The sequence below is a fragment of the Micromonospora sp. NPDC048063 genome, from assembly GCF_043202855.1.
In the GTDB taxonomy this organism is placed as follows: Bacteria; Actinomycetota; Actinomycetes; order Mycobacteriales; family Micromonosporaceae; genus Micromonospora.
In genome coordinates, this window is sequence record NZ_JBIDBG010000003.1 from 354,587 (window position 1) to 369,876 (window position 15,290).

Consider the following 15,290-nt stretch of genomic DNA (forward strand, 5'->3'; position numbering starts at 1 on the left):
CCCTCGACCCGGTTCACTCAGTACTGCTTCTGCTGGCAGGGCACGCAGAAGCGGGCGTGCGGCAGCACCTCCAGGCGTTCCCGGGGGATCGGCGCCTCGCACTTCTCGCAGATGCCGTAGCGGCCGTCGGCGATGCGCCGCAGCGCCCCGGTGATCTGGTCCAGGCTCTGCCGGGTCGCGGCGATCATCGCGCTCTGGGTGTGCGCCTCGCCCGGGTCGCCGGTGTCGGCCGTCAGCTGCGTGAGCCGGACGGTCTGCGCCTCGAAGTCGGTCGTCAGTGTCGCCCGCAGCTCATCGAGCCACTGCTGGTCCGGCTGGGTGTGCGTGGTCATGGCGTAGCTCCTCTGAAAAAAGAAAAGGGCCGAAGCTTGAGAAGCTTCGCCCTGGTGGCCGTTCGCACAGTTGCAAGCGGTTCACGGAGGGCTACGTCCGGCGGGGACGGGGCTCGGCAGTCCGGAGGCCACCGAGCCGGCAGGCGACGGCGCGGCCGCGGATCGCACCACCCGGGTCTCGACGGTCACCGACAGGGCACGCCGACGGGCAGCAGCGGACGCCGCCGTCACGACGGCGGTGCTCCTCTGCTGACCGAACGAACACATGGAGCCACCATAGGCCGGGCGGAACGGAAAACCAACGTGCTTCCGTCCGCCCGGAAACCGGCCTCACCCGACCGGGGCGCTCGTCAGTCGTGGACGCGCTGGTGGCGGAGCAGGACGACCCCGTCGCCGTCGGAACCACCAGCGCCGGCGGGGCCGCCCGCAGACCGGCGCCACCGGTTATCCGACCCGGAGGGTACGTTCTTGCGGGCCGCCTTCCAGGGCGGCGGACGGGAGGCCCGGCGTGTCCATCGCCCTGTTCACCCTCGGCGGCACGATCGCGATGGGCGGGGTGGACCCCGGCCGGGCCGGGGTGGTCACCCGGCTGACCGGCGCTGACCTCACCGCCGCCGTGCCGGGCCTCGACGAGTTGGGCCTGCCGCTGGAGGTCCGCGACACCCACGCGGTGCCGAGCGCGCACCTGACGTACCGACAACTGCTCGACGTGGTCGACGCCGCCTCGCGGGCGGTGACCGACGGGGCGACCGGTGTGGTGGTCACCCAGGGCACGGACACGCTGGAGGAGTCGGCGTTCCTGGCCGACCTGGTCTGGCCGCACGCCGCGCCGCTGGTCCTCACCGGCGCGATGCGCAACCCGACCCTGGCCGGCCCGGACGGCCCGGCGAACCTGCTCGCGGCGGCCCGCGTGGCGGCCGCCCCCGCCGCCCGCGACCTGGGCGCGCTGGTCGCGTTCGCCGACGAGATCCACGCCGCCCGCTGGGTACGCAAGACGCACAGCACCAGCACCGGCACGTTCGCCTCGCCGAACGCCGGCCCGGTCGGGCACGTGGTCGAGGGACGCGTACGCGTGCTGGCCCGCCCGTCCCGGCGGGAGCCGCTGCCGCCGGTCGACCCGGCGCGGCTCGACGCCACCCGGGTCGCGCTGCACACCGTGACGCTCGACGACGACGGCGGCCTGCTCGACCGGGTCGCCGACACCCACCACGGGCTCGTCGTCGCCGCCTTCGGAGTCGGGCATGTCCCGGCCGTCCTGGCCCCGGTGCTCGGCGCGCTGGCCGAGCGGATCCCGGTGGTGCTCACCTCCCGCACCGGTGCCGGCTCGGTGCTGCGGCACACCTACGGCGCGGTCGGCTCCGAGACGGACCTGCGCCGCCGGGGCCTGCTGGACGGTGGGCTGCTCGACCCGTACAAGGCGAAGGTGCTGCTGCGGCTGCTGCTCGCGGCCGGCGCGGGCCGCGAGGAGATCGCCGCCGCCCTGGCCCGGCACGGCTGACCGCTCTCTAGACTGCGCCGGTGACCGGAGAGCGACGACCGCTGGCGGACCGGCCGCTGACCGAGCCACACCCGTCCCGGCTGCCGCCGGAGCATCCGGACCGGGAGCGGATCCTGGCCGCACACGCCGCCGCCCTGGCTGCCGGTGAGGCCGGCTACCTCGACCCGGCGACCGGCCTGTTCGTGCTGAGCGCGGGGTTCCTGGCCCGACGCGGCACCTGCTGCGGTCGCGGCTGTCGGCACTGCCCGTACGTCGACGACTGACGTCGAACGGCTGATGACGACTGGCTGATCGAGGACTACGGACGGCTACTTGACGCCGCCGTTTGTCCGCATAAGCGCCTTTGGTGGAAACAGTTTGTAGTCGAGGCTTTACGTAGGGGGTAAAGGATCTCTAGAGTTCGCTCGCTATCGTGCGGGTGATTCGGGGGACCTCGTGGTCGTGTCGTGGAAGCATCGTGCCCTCAGCTGGCTGACATCCGTCAGCGTCGGCGTGGCGGGCGCCGGGCTCGTGGTGGTCGTGGCTTCGCCCGCCGTCGCCGCGCCCGGCGTCGCTGAGCAGCAGGAATGCATGAGGCTCGAGGCGCCCGACGAGGTGGCGGCCGCCAAGCTGGCGGCGGCCTGCGGCCGGCCGGTCGAGGCGCTCAGCGAGCGCACTGAGTACTCGCACGTCACCGTCAGTCCGGACGGCGTCCGCAAGATGATCGCGGCGGTCGCGCCGCAGCGCGTACGTCGCGCGGACGGGTCCTGGGCGTCGATCGACGCTGGCCTGCGTCAGCGAGGCGACAAGTTGGTGCCCGCCGCGACCGTGGCCGACGTGTCGTTTTCCACCGGCGGCACCGGGCCCCTCGTGACCTGGCGTGAGGCTGGTTCCACCTTCACCCTCGAATGGCCGCTCGGACCACTGCCGAAGCCGCAGGTGCACGGCCCCACGGCCACGTATGCCTCCGTGCTGAAGGACGTCAATCTGCATGTGACGGCGACCGCGGAGGGCTACACCCACGTCGTCGAGGTGCTCACGCCCGAGGCCGCCGCGCAGCCGGCGATTCGGGCGCTGCGCTACCGCACCGGGGGCGACATGAAGATCGCCCAGGACGGCAAGGGCACCATGCGGTTGGTGACCGCCGCCGGCGTGACCGTCGCGACCTCGGCACCGGCACGGATGTGGGACTCCTCCGACGACCCCGCCCGGGCGGGTGAGGTGCGGCCTAGCGTGGCGGCGGCGCGGGCACGCAGCCTGGCGACTCCGTCCGGTGAGCGGGCGACCGCCACGGAACCGGCGGTTACCTCCCGCAGTGCCAAGGTCGACGTCGCCGCGTCGGGTACGCAGCTCACCGTCACCCCCGACACCAAGCTGATGGCGGATCCTGCCCTGACGTATCCGATCTACATCGACCCGCAGTTCGAGAAGCAGCGGACGAAGTGGGCGTACTCAACCAGCAACGGGGAGAACAACGACACCACTGTCGCCCGGGTAGGACGTCAGCCCTATCCGGAGGGCGGCAACGGGGAGCGCTACCGCTCGTACTACGACTTCAACGTCTCCGGTCTCAAGGGCAAGCAGATCCTCGGCGGGACGGTACGAGTCACGCTCGACCACTCGTACTCCTGCGACCCGACCTGGGTCTATGCGTACCGGACGGGCGGCATCACGGTTTCGAGCGGAGGCAGGATGGCGTGGACCACCCGGCCGCTGCCGGCCACCTATCTGGACTCGTGGGAGGGCAACGCCAACGAGGCTGGCGGCTGCGGATCGATCCAGCCGGACGACGACGCGGAGTTCTCCAACACCAACGTGATCAAGGACCTTCAGCTCGCCGCCACCAACGGATGGTCGGTTTACACCGTGGGTCTCTGTTCCTGCAACCCGTCGGGCGACGGCGAGGACTTCGAGAGCCGGTGGAAGAAGTTCTACACCGACAAGGCGTGGCTTGAGGTCACCTACAACTCGAAGCCCAGCATGCCGAGCAGCCTCACCACGTCCGGTCAGGTGTGCGGCGCGACGATCGGCACCGCCTCGCCGGTCCTCAAGGCCTTCTACGGCGACGCGGACGGCGCTGCGGACAGCCTGGTCGGCTACTTCGAGTACCGGGTCAAGGACACCACGACCGCCACCGCGAAGACCGGGCAGACCAAGCCGGGCAACAGCTATGGCGAATCGGGCATCATCAGCCTCGGTGCCGGCGCGGAGGGCGTGACCTACGAGTGGCGGGTGCGGACCAAGGACAAGGCCGGGCTGTACTCGGACTGGACGGGCTGGTGCGGCTTCACGGTCGATGTCTCCAAGCCGCTGCCGCCCACGGTGACGTCGACGGCCTATCCGAAGGACGGCACGGCGCACGGCGGGCCGGGAGTTGCCGGGTCCTTCACCTTCACGGCAGGTTCCCAGGATGTCGTGAAGTACGTCTACGGCTGGAGGGGGCAGACTGCCGCCCTGACCACGGTGACGGTGGCCGCAGGAGCGGCGTACACGGTGACCCTGACGCCGCCCCGGTTCGGTTTCAACGTGCTGGAGGTCTACAGCATCGACAAGGCCGGCAAGCGCAGCGACATTTACCCGTACGAGTTCCTGGTGGGTAGCCCGTCGGCACCAGTTGCGCACTGGCCTCTCGACACAATCGATGGGCACAACTTCAACGATGTGATGAACCAGGTGCAGCTGACGCCGGCAGGCAGCGTCGGTTGGGCACCGGATAGTCGGATCCACAACGAATCTACCCCGGCATTCAACGGGAATTCCTACCTCTCCACGAATGCCCCGCTCCTCGACACGAGCAGATCGTTCAGCGTCTCGGCATGGGTTCGGATGGCAGACGCCGACCCTAGTGACGGGGACCTCGACCTGTCTGCCACGACATTGACGGCGGTAAGCAAGGCAGGCGACAAGCTCAGTGCGTTCTACCTCGGCTACCGCATGTACAACGGGGAGCCGAAGTGGTCCTTCACTCTGCCTGAAGCCGACACAGACCTACAGCCACGGTGGCTGTTCGTCGTATCCGCCACCTCTGTGACCACCCGCGACATCGGCAAATGGACTCACCTTGCGGGATCGTTCGACGCCGCCACGGGGCAGACGAATCTCTACGTCGACGGAAAGCTCGCTGGATCCGCCGTGCGGACGACCGCCGGCTGGGCCGGTTCGGGCGCGCTGGTTGTCGGTGCTGCCCAACACACGGTGCCTGGCGGCAACCCCTACATGAACGTCCAATGGCGGGGCGAGCTCACCGACGTCCGTCTGTGGAACCGCGTGCTCACCGTTGACGATCTGAACGGCACGGACGCGAGCGCCGAAACGGGCACGGAGGCCCTGCCGGGGATTCTGGCGCCGATCGAGGTGGCGAACTGGGACTTCAACGGCGCTCTGTCGTCGATGTGCATGCCTGCCGTTAGCTCCGGATACTGGGGCCAGTCACTCGATCTCTACGGCTGCACCGATCCGTATTCCGATGGACAGAACGTCGGCTTCACGGGCGAAGCCCACGACGACAACGACGCCCTCTGGCTCAACCACGCCCAGCCCGACGGATACGGCACCGCGAACACCGGAACGGGTTATGCCGCCACGAGCGGTCCTGTCGTCAACACCGGTCAGTCCCTGACCGTGTCGGCCTGGGTGCGCCTGGACTCCTTCAACGGCAAGGAGCAGGTCGTCTTGCGACAAGGCAGGAACGCGCTCAAAGAGGCGTCCATCGAGCTCTATGCTGCTCCGAGTAACAGATGGGTTTTCGCGGTGCTGACGCCGGACGCCTCGGGTGGAGCACTCTGGTCTGCGGCATGGGCGGACTCACTGGAATTGACGAAGCTTGGTGAATGGACGCATCTTACGGGCGTCTTTGACGCGAGCGCCGGAGAAGTTCGCCTGTATATCAACGGCGTTCGGCAGCAGCAGGTTGCGACTGGCGCTGACGGTGGCACCTCCTCCGAGCCACTGTACGTCGGTGCGGGCCATACGACTTGGGGCCACCTCGCGGGCGACCTGGACCAGATCAAGATCTTCGCGGGAGCCATGTCGGACCGCGAGGTCGCCGCGCTCCACGAGAACTCCTGAGGCTTAGGCGGGTCCGGCGCCGACCAGCGGTACCGGACCCCTTGGCGCCCCTCACGCACCTTTCTGCCCAGCCCTCACGGCGGAGGTTGTCCATGTTTGCTCGTCCGTTGCCGACCACCCCGACGCGACGTGATCCCCGGTTCTCTTTCTGGCGTCCGGAGAGCCGGCTGCGGATGGGCCTGGCCGGTGGCCTGGCGCTCGTCATGTTGGCGTCGTCGCTGACCGCTCAGCCGCGTCGAGCGACCGCCGCGCCGCCGACCAGCCTCGGCGTGACGCAACCGAAGCCGGTCTCCGCGAAGCCGGTCAAGCCGAAGCCCCGTCCCGCCGACCTGTCGCAGGGCGCGAACCGGCGACCAGTCGAGAAAATCACCTGGCCGGCGGTGGGCGCGGCAGAGGTGGCCGTCGCGCCCGCCGCCGAGCGTAAGGCCACACCGTCGGCGACAACCCAGGCCGGCGCTCTGCCGGTCTACGTCGGCCCTTCGGTGACGGATGCCGCGGGCGCACGGACCACCGCCTCCACCGCTGTGGGCCGGGCGCGGGTCGAGGTGCTCGACCGCGCCAAGGTGCCGGTAGGTTGGCGTGACGGCGTCGTGCTGCGGGTCTCCCGCGCCGACGGGGTGGCGAGCGCCGGCCGGATGAGCGTCGGGCTGGACTACTCCGGATTCGCCGCGGCGTTCGGAGCGGACTGGTCGACCCGGCTGCGCATGGTTGCGCTGCCCGAGTGCGCGTTGACCACGCCGGGTAAGGCCGGGTGCGGTGCCCGTCCGCTGCCCTCCCGTAACGATGCCGAGAACCACCGGGTTTCCGCCGAGGTGGAGCTGCCGGTGAGCGGTGCTGCTGACACCTCGGCTCGATCCGCTGGCGCCACGACGCTGGTGGCCGTGACCGCGGCTTCCTCCGGGTCGGCCGGCGACTACGGCGCCACGCCGTTGCAGGCGTCGTCGAGCTGGACCGCGGGCGGATCGAGCGGCGACTTCTCCTGGTCCTATCCCGTGCGGGTCCCACCTGCGGCGGGTCCGACGCCGAATGTGAACCTGGCCTACTCGTCGAGCGCAGTCGACGGTCGCAGCGACGCCTCGAACAACCAGCCGTCGTGGATCGGGGAGGGCTTCGACTACAGCCCCGGCTTCATCGAGCGGCGGTACGTGCCCTGCTTCGACGACACCGCCAACGGCGCCACCAACAACGATCAGGTCGGCGACCAGTGCTGGGGCACTGACAACGCCGTGCTCTCGCTCAACGGGCGGTCGACCGAGCTGGTCAAGGACACCGCCACAGGAGTGTGGCGGCCCAAGAGCGACGACGCCTCGAAGATCGAGAAGCTGACCGGTGCCTCGAACGGCGACAACAACGGTGAGCACTGGAAGGTGACCACCGCCGACGGCACCGAGTACTGGTTCGGGCTCGACGACCTGCCCGGCCAGACGGCGGACACCGCCTCCACCAACACCGTCCGGGTCTACGGCAACCACAAGGACGAGCCCTGCTGGAACACCAGCTTCGCCGCCGCCCACTGCGAGCAGGCGTGGCGGTGGAACCTCGACTACGTCGTGGACACCCACGGTGGCACCATGTCGCTCTGGTACAACCGTGAGACCAACAAGTACGCCGCGAACGCCACGGACAGCGACGAGGTTTCCTACGTCCGGGCCTCGAACGTCACCCGCATCGACTACGGCACGTGGGACCGGGGCGCCACCGACCGCTCCGTCACCCCGACGGCGCAGGTCTTCTTCACCACGGTCGACCGGTGCCTGTCGGACTGCACCGACCACGGCCTGACCCACTGGCCGGACACGCCGTGGGACCAGCAGTGCACCGGCACGGAGTGCCCTGGGAAGTACTCACCGACCTTCTGGAGCACCCGCCGCCTGTCGAAGATCACCACGAAGGTCGCCGGCGTCTCGGGTGACGTCGAGAGCTGGGACCTCAGGCACACCTTCCCTCCAAACGGTGACAGTTCCCGCGACGGCATGTGGCTGGAGTCGATCCAACACACCGGGTACATCGGGGAGACGGTGACGCTGCCGGAGATCAATTTCGACTTCGTGCAGAGGCCTAACCGGGTCGACAAGACCGACGACGGCAAGCCGCCGATGCACTGGCTGCGGATGAACGACATCTGGACCGAGGCCGGCGGCAAGATCACTGTCGTCTACTCCGACCCGGAGTGCGACACCAACGGGCCGATGCCGTCCTCACCGCAGAGCAACACCCTGCGTTGCTATCCGGTGCTCAGAGAGGATCCGTTCACGAAGCTGATCAAGACCGACTACTTCCACAAATATGTGGTCGAGGAGATCCACGAGTCGGACGGAACCGTCGGCGGTACCGATGTCGTCACCAAGTACGACTACCTCGGCGGTGCGGCCTGGCGACACGCGACGGACGACGGCATGACCAAGGACAAGTTCCGTACCTGGTCCGACTACCGAGGTTACGGGCGGGTCCAGGTCCGCAAGGGCACCGACGGTCAGGAGACCCTGGCCGAGACCCGCTACTACCGGGGCATGCACGGCGACCGGGCGGCACCGAGCGGCGGGACACGCAACGTGACGCTCCCCGCGCTCGACCTGAACGGCGACGGCGACGTCTCGGATGCCGCCGACGCGCCCCAGGCCAACGACGAGGACGCGTTCGCCGGCCAGGTCCGGGAGCAGATCACCTACAACGGTGTCGAGAGCGATGTCGTGTCGCGGGGGGCCAGCCAGGCGTGGCAGTCGGCGGCCACCGCGACCCGGGACATGGGCCAAACCACCACCTACGCCCGCTACACAGAAGTGCAGACCAGCTGGAACGCTGTCAAGCTGGACGCGGACCGTGGGTGGCGGGTGACGAAGAAGACCAACGGCTTCGACGAGTACGGCATGGAGGTCACCGCCAGCGACCTTGGCGACGTCGCCCACGACGGCGACGAACAGTGCATGCGTACGACCTACGCGCGGAACACCAACAAGAACATCGTCGCCACCTCGGTGCGGGTCGAGACCTTCGCCCTGCCCTGCGGCACCGCCCCCACCAGTGAGGACGACATCGTCAACGACGTCCGCACGTCCTACGACAACCAGGCGTACGGCACGGCGCCCACGAAGGGTGACCCCACAAAGGTTGAGACGCTGAAGGACTGGTCACCTGACGGTGGCACTGTCTGGCTGACCACGGGTACCTCGACCTACGACGCCGACGGCCGGGTGAAGGACGCCTACGACGTCCGCGGCAACAAGATCACCACGACGTACACCCCGGCGGTCGGTGGACCCGTCACGAAGGTGGAGACCACCAACCACCTGGGCTGGACCACGAGCCAGGAGATGATTCCGGGTTGGGGCCTGGCGAAGCGGTCCGTCGACGCCAACAGCAAGGTGACTGACCTGCAGTACGACGGGCTCGGCCGGCTGCGGAAGGTCTGGTTGCCGAACCGGCCGATCGGCATCGACCCGGCCAACCCAGCCACCCCCTCGTACGAATACACCTACACCATCCGCAACAGCGGGGGTGCCAACGCCGTCACGACCCGTGTACTGAACGCCGAGGGCAGCTACATCACCAGCCACGCGCTCTCCGACGGCCTGCTCCGCCCGCGACAGACCCAGACTCCCGCCGCCTCTGGTGGCGGCACGGTGTTCAGCGAGATCGTCTACGACGCAGCCGGGCGCGTGGCGTACACCAACGGCCGTCATCACGACCCAAACCTGACCGCCGGCACTAACTTGAAGTCGATCGCGGCGTGGGAGGCGAACAGCCAGACCGTGAACCACTACGACCGGGCTGGTCGGGTCACGGCCAGCATCCTGACCACCAGCGGGCAGGAGATGTGGCGCACCACCACCGCCTACGGCGGTGACCGGGTCTACGCCACCCCGCCGAAGGGCGGGACGCCGACGAGCACGATCACCAACGCGGCCGGCAACACGGTCGAGGTGCGCCAGCATTCGGGTGGGTCGGTCACCGGGCCGTACGACGCCAGCACCTACACCTACAACCGCAAGAACCAGCTCACCGGCGTCACGGATCCCGCAGGCAACAAGTGGACCTACGAGTACGACATCCGCGGCCGGCAGGACGTGTCTGTGGACCCCGACCGCGGCCGGACCGAGTCGAAGTACAACGACTACGGCGACCTTGAGTACACGATCGACGCGCGCGGCAACAAGCTGGTCTACCACTACGACAGCCTGGGCCGTAAGGACGCGGTATATGACACATCTATCGCCCCTGAGAACAAACGGGCCACCTGGGCGTACGACCCCACGGGAGCGAAGGGTCAGTTGGCGTCGAGCAGCCGCTGGACGGACCGGGGCGTCAACGAGTACAAGATGCGGATCAGGGGCTACACGGCCCTCTACAAGTCGTTGGGCGAGGACTACGTCATCCCCGCCTCCGAGACCGGGCTGACCGGCACGTACACCTTCACCCGCTCGTACAAGGCGGACGGGGTCAGCGTCGGCACAGCCACCTACCCGAACGCGGGAAGTCTCGGTGGCGAGCAGCTCACCTTCACCTACGACGGGGTGACCGGCCTCGCCGAGCAGGTCAAGACGAACTGGCCCAACGCGGGCCAGTACGTCGCCAACACCGACTACAACGCGTTCGCCGAGTTGGGCTTCGTCCGCTACCAGCAGATCGCCCAGAACTACCTCGACCGCTCCTGGGCATACGAGGACAGTACGGGCCGGCTGTCGAAGGCCGTCACTAGCCGGCAGATGGCGCCCCAGCCGGTGGCCGACGTGAAGTACGACTACGACGAGTCAGGGAACATCACCCGGATCGCCGATATCCCGGTGGGTGGCACCGCCGATGTCCAGTGCTTCGGCTACGACTACGCGCGGAGGCTGACGGAAGCGTGGACGCCGTCCTCTGGCGACTGCAAGGTCGCGCCAGCGGTGACCGGGCTCGGCGGGCCCGCCCCGTACTGGCACTCCTGGACCTTCGACCCGATCGGCAAATCGACCGGTAACCGGGTGACGGAGACCAAACACGGCACCACCAACACCGTGTCCACCTTCAAGTACCCGGCCGTCGGCACTGCCCAGCCCCACGGGGCGCAGGAGGTCGTTACGACCGGGGCCGGCGCGGGGACCCGCAACTACCGCTTCGACCCGGCCGGCAACATGATCTGCCGGCCGAGCGCGACCGCCGTCAACAACACCTGCCCCAGCGGGACCGGCAGCCAGGCCCTGAACTGGGACAGCGAGAGCAAGCTAGTCGCCCTCACCGACGGCGGAAAGAGCCACACCTACCTGTACGACGCCGACGGTGCTCGCCTCATTGCGCGCGACCCGACCGGGAAGACCCTCTACCTTCCGGGTCTGGAGATCCGCTACACCACCAGCACCGCCACCAAGTCGGCGACGCGCTACTACAGCCACCTCGGTCAGCTGTACGGCATGCGTGAGCCCGGCACCGGCATCACCTGGCTGGTCACCGACCACCAAGGCACCCAGGCAATCAGCCTCGCCTCGGGTAACCAGGCGATTACTGCACGCCGCCAAACTCCGTACGGCGGCGTGCGTGGTTCGGCGCCCGCCACCTGGCCGAACCAGCTCGGGTTCGTGGGTGGCACGATCGACGGCGGCCCTGACACGACCGGCCTGACCAACATCGGGGCGCGGCCCTACGACCCGGCCATTGGCAAGTTCGTCGCGGTCGACCCACTCATGGATCTTGCCGATCCAGAGCAGTGGAACGGCTACGCCTACGCCAACAACACGCCGGTCACCAGCAGCGACCCGACGGGCCTTATCCCTGACGACTGCGCCAAGTTCGACTGCTCCGGCTACGTCCCCGGCAACGAGGGCGCCAACCAGGACGCGAAGGAAGACAACCCGTGCTGGCCCGTCGCCTGCGACAAGGAAGAACCGGAAAGTCCCGGCGGTACCGGCGGTTGGACCGGCAAGCACGAGGACGATGGGCGCCCCATGCCGGCACCCGGCAAGATGACCATCGAGAACGGCGCTCAGTTCCGGTACTACACCCACATCACCAACCTGGACATATTCCAGCGCGAGGTTGTCGAGGACTGGGTGTTCTGCTACAACAATCCGGAAATCTGCGCCGAACTGGAGAAAGCGAAGGCCAAGGCTTCAGCGCAGGGTCTGAAGGATCTGCTCGGCATCACCGACGCTCAGAATTGTTGGAAGGGTCAGATCTCGGGATGCGCCTGGACTGTCGTTGGCTTCGTGCCGGTCGGAAAGTTGAAGGCGGCCGGGCCGATTGGTAAGGCGCTACTAAAAGGCGCTGACGCCGCTTGTAGTTTTGGTGGCGAAACCGCAGTCCTCATGGCCGACGGCAGCACGAAGCCGATCAGCGAGATCAGGGTCGGAGACTTCGTCGTCGCGACGGATCCGGAAACCGGCGAACGCGGTGATCGCGAGGTAACTCACGTCTGGGTGCACGAGGACGACCTCTATGCGTTGACCGTCGCCGGTGCTGTGCTGATTACCACGGAGGACCACCCGTTCTGGAACGCTACAGACCGCAGGTGGGAGCGGACGGACGCCCTAGACCGAGGCGACGCGTTGCGGACAGCCTCTGGTGACTTGGTGGCCGTCGGCAGCTTGAGCGACACACCGATCAGCAGGGGCGCCGCGTATAACTTCACGGTCCGCGACATCCACACGTATTACGTGCTCGCAGGTAATACATCGCTTCTCGTTCACAACTCGTGTCCGGTAGCTGCCCGTCTCACCAGCAGCCCTGGCGCCCCGGTAATTAACAGCAAGACCGTACACTTGGACAAGAGTGGCCGCTTCCGGATCGATGTCGAAAACCAAAATCCGGGACGGCCGGGTGCAAATATTCATCTACAGCCTATGGGGCGAGGTGCCTCAGGTAAGTACTACTATCACCAGGACACCGGGAAGTGGATCTCGGCGAGCGGAGAAGTGCTGGCGCCAAGAATCGCAAAACAGGTGCCGCAAAGTGCGATTAACAGAGCCTATCAATATCTGGGGATTACGCCGCCGTGAAGATGAATTCACCCATGTTCGCTGTTCTTGAGCGGGGGGCTGTGGACCCAGGCCGCAACCTGTCGCCTGAATTGGATGAAGTCGCGAGGGCCGGCTGGGTGCTCGGCCCTTGTGGCGCCATCTTGCTCAAGTCTTTGTGGGGGCCCGGATGGCGCACCAGCATAGACGCCTCGGAAGTGGGATCCTACGAGTATGAGGTGAACGATGTCTACGTTTCTCTGTCCGACCTTGCGGCGAACAAGGGAACCTATCTGAATAGGGCGGCCGTGAGGGGCATCTCTTTTGCTGCTCGCATGCTGAGAGATGCCACCGCTCTTCCTGAGGCTGATAGCCTGCTAGCGGTCGTGAGCATATCGGTGGATGAGGGAGACGAGGACTTCTTGCTCCAGGGAGCCACTGTCAGATTTTTTAGTCGTCGCGGCGAGTATCCGACCTGGTTTGAAGATCTGGAGCGGTATCAGAAGGAAGCGGTTGCTATTGTTGATATGGCTGATCTTGCCGTGCCTGACCCGCTAACTCAATTTCGCCGTCGGGCGTGACTCCGGGATGCGACCGGCTCAGTCCGGCTGCCGTCACGGATGCTTCTGCCTCCGCTGCCTATGCTGGCAGGGCCGCGCTTGTCGTAGCCGACGTAAGTGGCGATCTCACGTCTAGTCTGTTTCGAGAACGAGGAGGAGCTAGGACGAACAGTGCCTGCCGCCCGGCATCAAAACCCGCCATCGGCCGTGGCGGCGAGTGCGCTCGGCGCACATGAGGTTAGCCGGGTGGTTTAAGGTGCGGGCTGGACAGCGCGATCGCCAACAGGTAGGACAGCGCATTAAGGCTCCCGGTGCGGGCGTCGGATCTTGGTCGATCGCTGTCTTTCCGGGGGTCCCTTGCCCTATGTCGACACAGTCCCACGCACTTTTCGTGACCGGCGCATCAAGATGGAAGGCTCAATGATCAGGAGGTTGGCGGTGAGCGGGCGGGTTCGGCTTGTCAGCGTGGCCGTACTGCTGGCGACGGGCTGCGGCGCGGAGGCGGCCGAACCGGTGGCGGTGCCGCCTCCCGCGCCGATCGCGGTCGACGTGGCGGCCGCCTCGTCGGGCGGGGCGTGCCGGCTGCTGGACTTCGGCGTGATCGAGCAGCACGCGGGGGCCCGCTTCGACATCGCCGCCGCCAGCGAGACGGGCGACAGCCACACCTGCGTGGTCCGCGCCGAGCAGGCCACCCTGCCGGAGTTGACGCTGATCGTCACCGAGGCGTCGATCGACGCGGCCACCTTCACCACGGACGTGGTGCCGGACAAAGCGGGCAAGGTCACCGGGCTGGGCCAGAAGGCGTACCGGCGGACGCTGTCGGCCAAGGGTGCGTTCGGCCCGGTCGCGGAGGTGGGCTGGCTGGCAACCGAGGGTCGCCTCGCCGCCCTCCGCTACACCACCCCGGCCGGCACGCCCAAGGCGGACGCCGACAAGCTCACGGACGCGCTCGTCGCCCTGGCCAAGCAGCTCGACATCCGCGCCATCTGACCCGCGCCGCCACTCCCCCCACTCCGCGATCTTGCACTTTCGGCCCCCGATCCGTCCCTTGTGTCGGATATTTCCGGGCACAAAATGCAAGATCGCCGAGCCGAGCCAATCCGGGGCAGGGAGCGCGGGGTGGGGGCGGAGTGGGAGGGGTCAGTGGGCGGCGACGAAGACGCGGGAGGCGACCTCGCGGGGGAGGCGGACGCGGTCGCCCGAGCGGTCGATCGACACCCCGTCGCGCTCCTGCGCCACCATCACCGTCGCGCCCGGGTCGACGCCGGCCGCGTGCAACTGCCGCAGCACGTCCGCGTCGGTCTGCACGCTCTCGCAGATCCGCCGGACCACGACCGGCCCGGAGAGGCCGGGGAACGCCAGGTTGCGCTCACCCTCGACGGCGTCGGTGGTCTCCGGCCCGGGGGTGCCCAGCGCCTCCAGCCCGGGGATCGGGTTGCCGTAGGGCGAGCGGGTCGGCCGGTTGAGCAGGTCGTAGACCCGCTTCTCGACGGCGTCGCTCATCACGTGCTCCCACCGGCAGGCCTCCTCGTGGGCCTCCTCGTAGGGCATCCCGATCACGTTGACCAGCAGCAGTTCGGCGAGCCGGTGCTTGCGCATCACCGAAACGGCGGTGCTGCGACCGTGCGGGGTGAGCGCCAGGTGCCGGTCGCCCTCCACGGTGAGCAGGCCGTCGCGCTCCATCCGGGCGACGGTCTGACTGACGGTGGGCCCGCTCTGCCCCAGCCGCTCGGCGATCCGGGCGCGCAGGGGCGGCACGCCCTCCTCCTCCAGTTCGAGGATGGTCTTGAGGTACATCTCGGTCGTGTCGACCAGATCCGTTTTGGACACCTTCATCCCTCCCTGCCGCGGAGGTAACTTCAGGCTCGGTCGTGCCGACCAGATCATGCCCCACGTCAGCGGCCCTCCGGCCCACGATGGTACCCCG

At 67.8% G+C, this 15,290-nt stretch carries 8 protein-coding genes; 6 read left to right on the forward strand and 2 right to left on the reverse strand.

Annotation, left to right across the window (positions count from 1 at the left end):
* Positions 1-17 precede the first annotated feature (17 nt).
* Positions 18-332: a TraR/DksA C4-type zinc finger protein gene (locus tag ACGFZ2_RS10015; protein WP_350710945.1), complete on the reverse strand. Its 315-nt coding sequence runs from the start codon at positions 330-332 to the stop codon at positions 18-20.
* Between the two features lie 508 nt (positions 333-840).
* On the opposite strand from ACGFZ2_RS10015, the gene ACGFZ2_RS10020 reads away from it, so the two are divergent.
* The 6 genes from ACGFZ2_RS10020 (at position 841) to ACGFZ2_RS10045 (ending at position 14,353) form a co-directional block, all read left to right on the forward strand.
* A complete protein-coding gene (locus ACGFZ2_RS10020; protein ID WP_393451932.1) occupies positions 841-1,830 on the forward strand; it encodes an asparaginase in 990 nt (329 codons plus the stop codon).
* Between the two features lie 20 nt (positions 1,831-1,850).
* Positions 1,851-2,093, forward strand: a complete 243-nt coding sequence (locus ACGFZ2_RS10025) for a DUF5522 domain-containing protein (RefSeq protein WP_357454027.1) — start codon at positions 1,851-1,853, stop codon at positions 2,091-2,093.
* Positions 2,094-2,271: 178 nt separating this feature from the next.
* Positions 2,272-5,877 (forward strand): LamG domain-containing protein, encoded by a 3,606-nt coding sequence (locus ACGFZ2_RS10030; RefSeq protein WP_393451935.1) that lies wholly within the window; start codon positions 2,272-2,274, stop codon positions 5,875-5,877.
* A 92-nt stretch (positions 5,878-5,969) separates the two neighbouring features.
* Complete coding sequence (locus tag ACGFZ2_RS10035; RefSeq protein ID WP_393451938.1) at positions 5,970-12,845, forward strand: polymorphic toxin-type HINT domain-containing protein; 6,876 nt, start codon at positions 5,970-5,972, stop codon at positions 12,843-12,845.
* Complete coding sequence (locus ACGFZ2_RS10040; RefSeq protein ID WP_393451941.1) at positions 12,842-13,384, forward strand: hypothetical protein; 543 nt, start codon at positions 12,842-12,844, stop codon at positions 13,382-13,384. Before ACGFZ2_RS10035 ends, ACGFZ2_RS10040 begins: the two co-directional genes overlap by 4 nt.
* Positions 13,385-13,801: 417 nt before the next feature.
* Entirely contained in the window at positions 13,802-14,353 is a 552-nt protein-coding gene (locus tag ACGFZ2_RS10045; protein WP_393451944.1) for a hypothetical protein, read from the forward strand.
* A gap of 150 nt (positions 14,354-14,503) precedes the next feature.
* Here ACGFZ2_RS10045 and ACGFZ2_RS10050 read toward each other — a convergent pair whose 3' ends face one another.
* Complete coding sequence (locus ACGFZ2_RS10050; protein WP_393451947.1) at positions 14,504-15,193, reverse strand: metal-dependent transcriptional regulator; 690 nt, start codon at positions 15,191-15,193, stop codon at positions 14,504-14,506.
* Between the last annotated feature and the right edge of the window lie 97 nt (positions 15,194-15,290).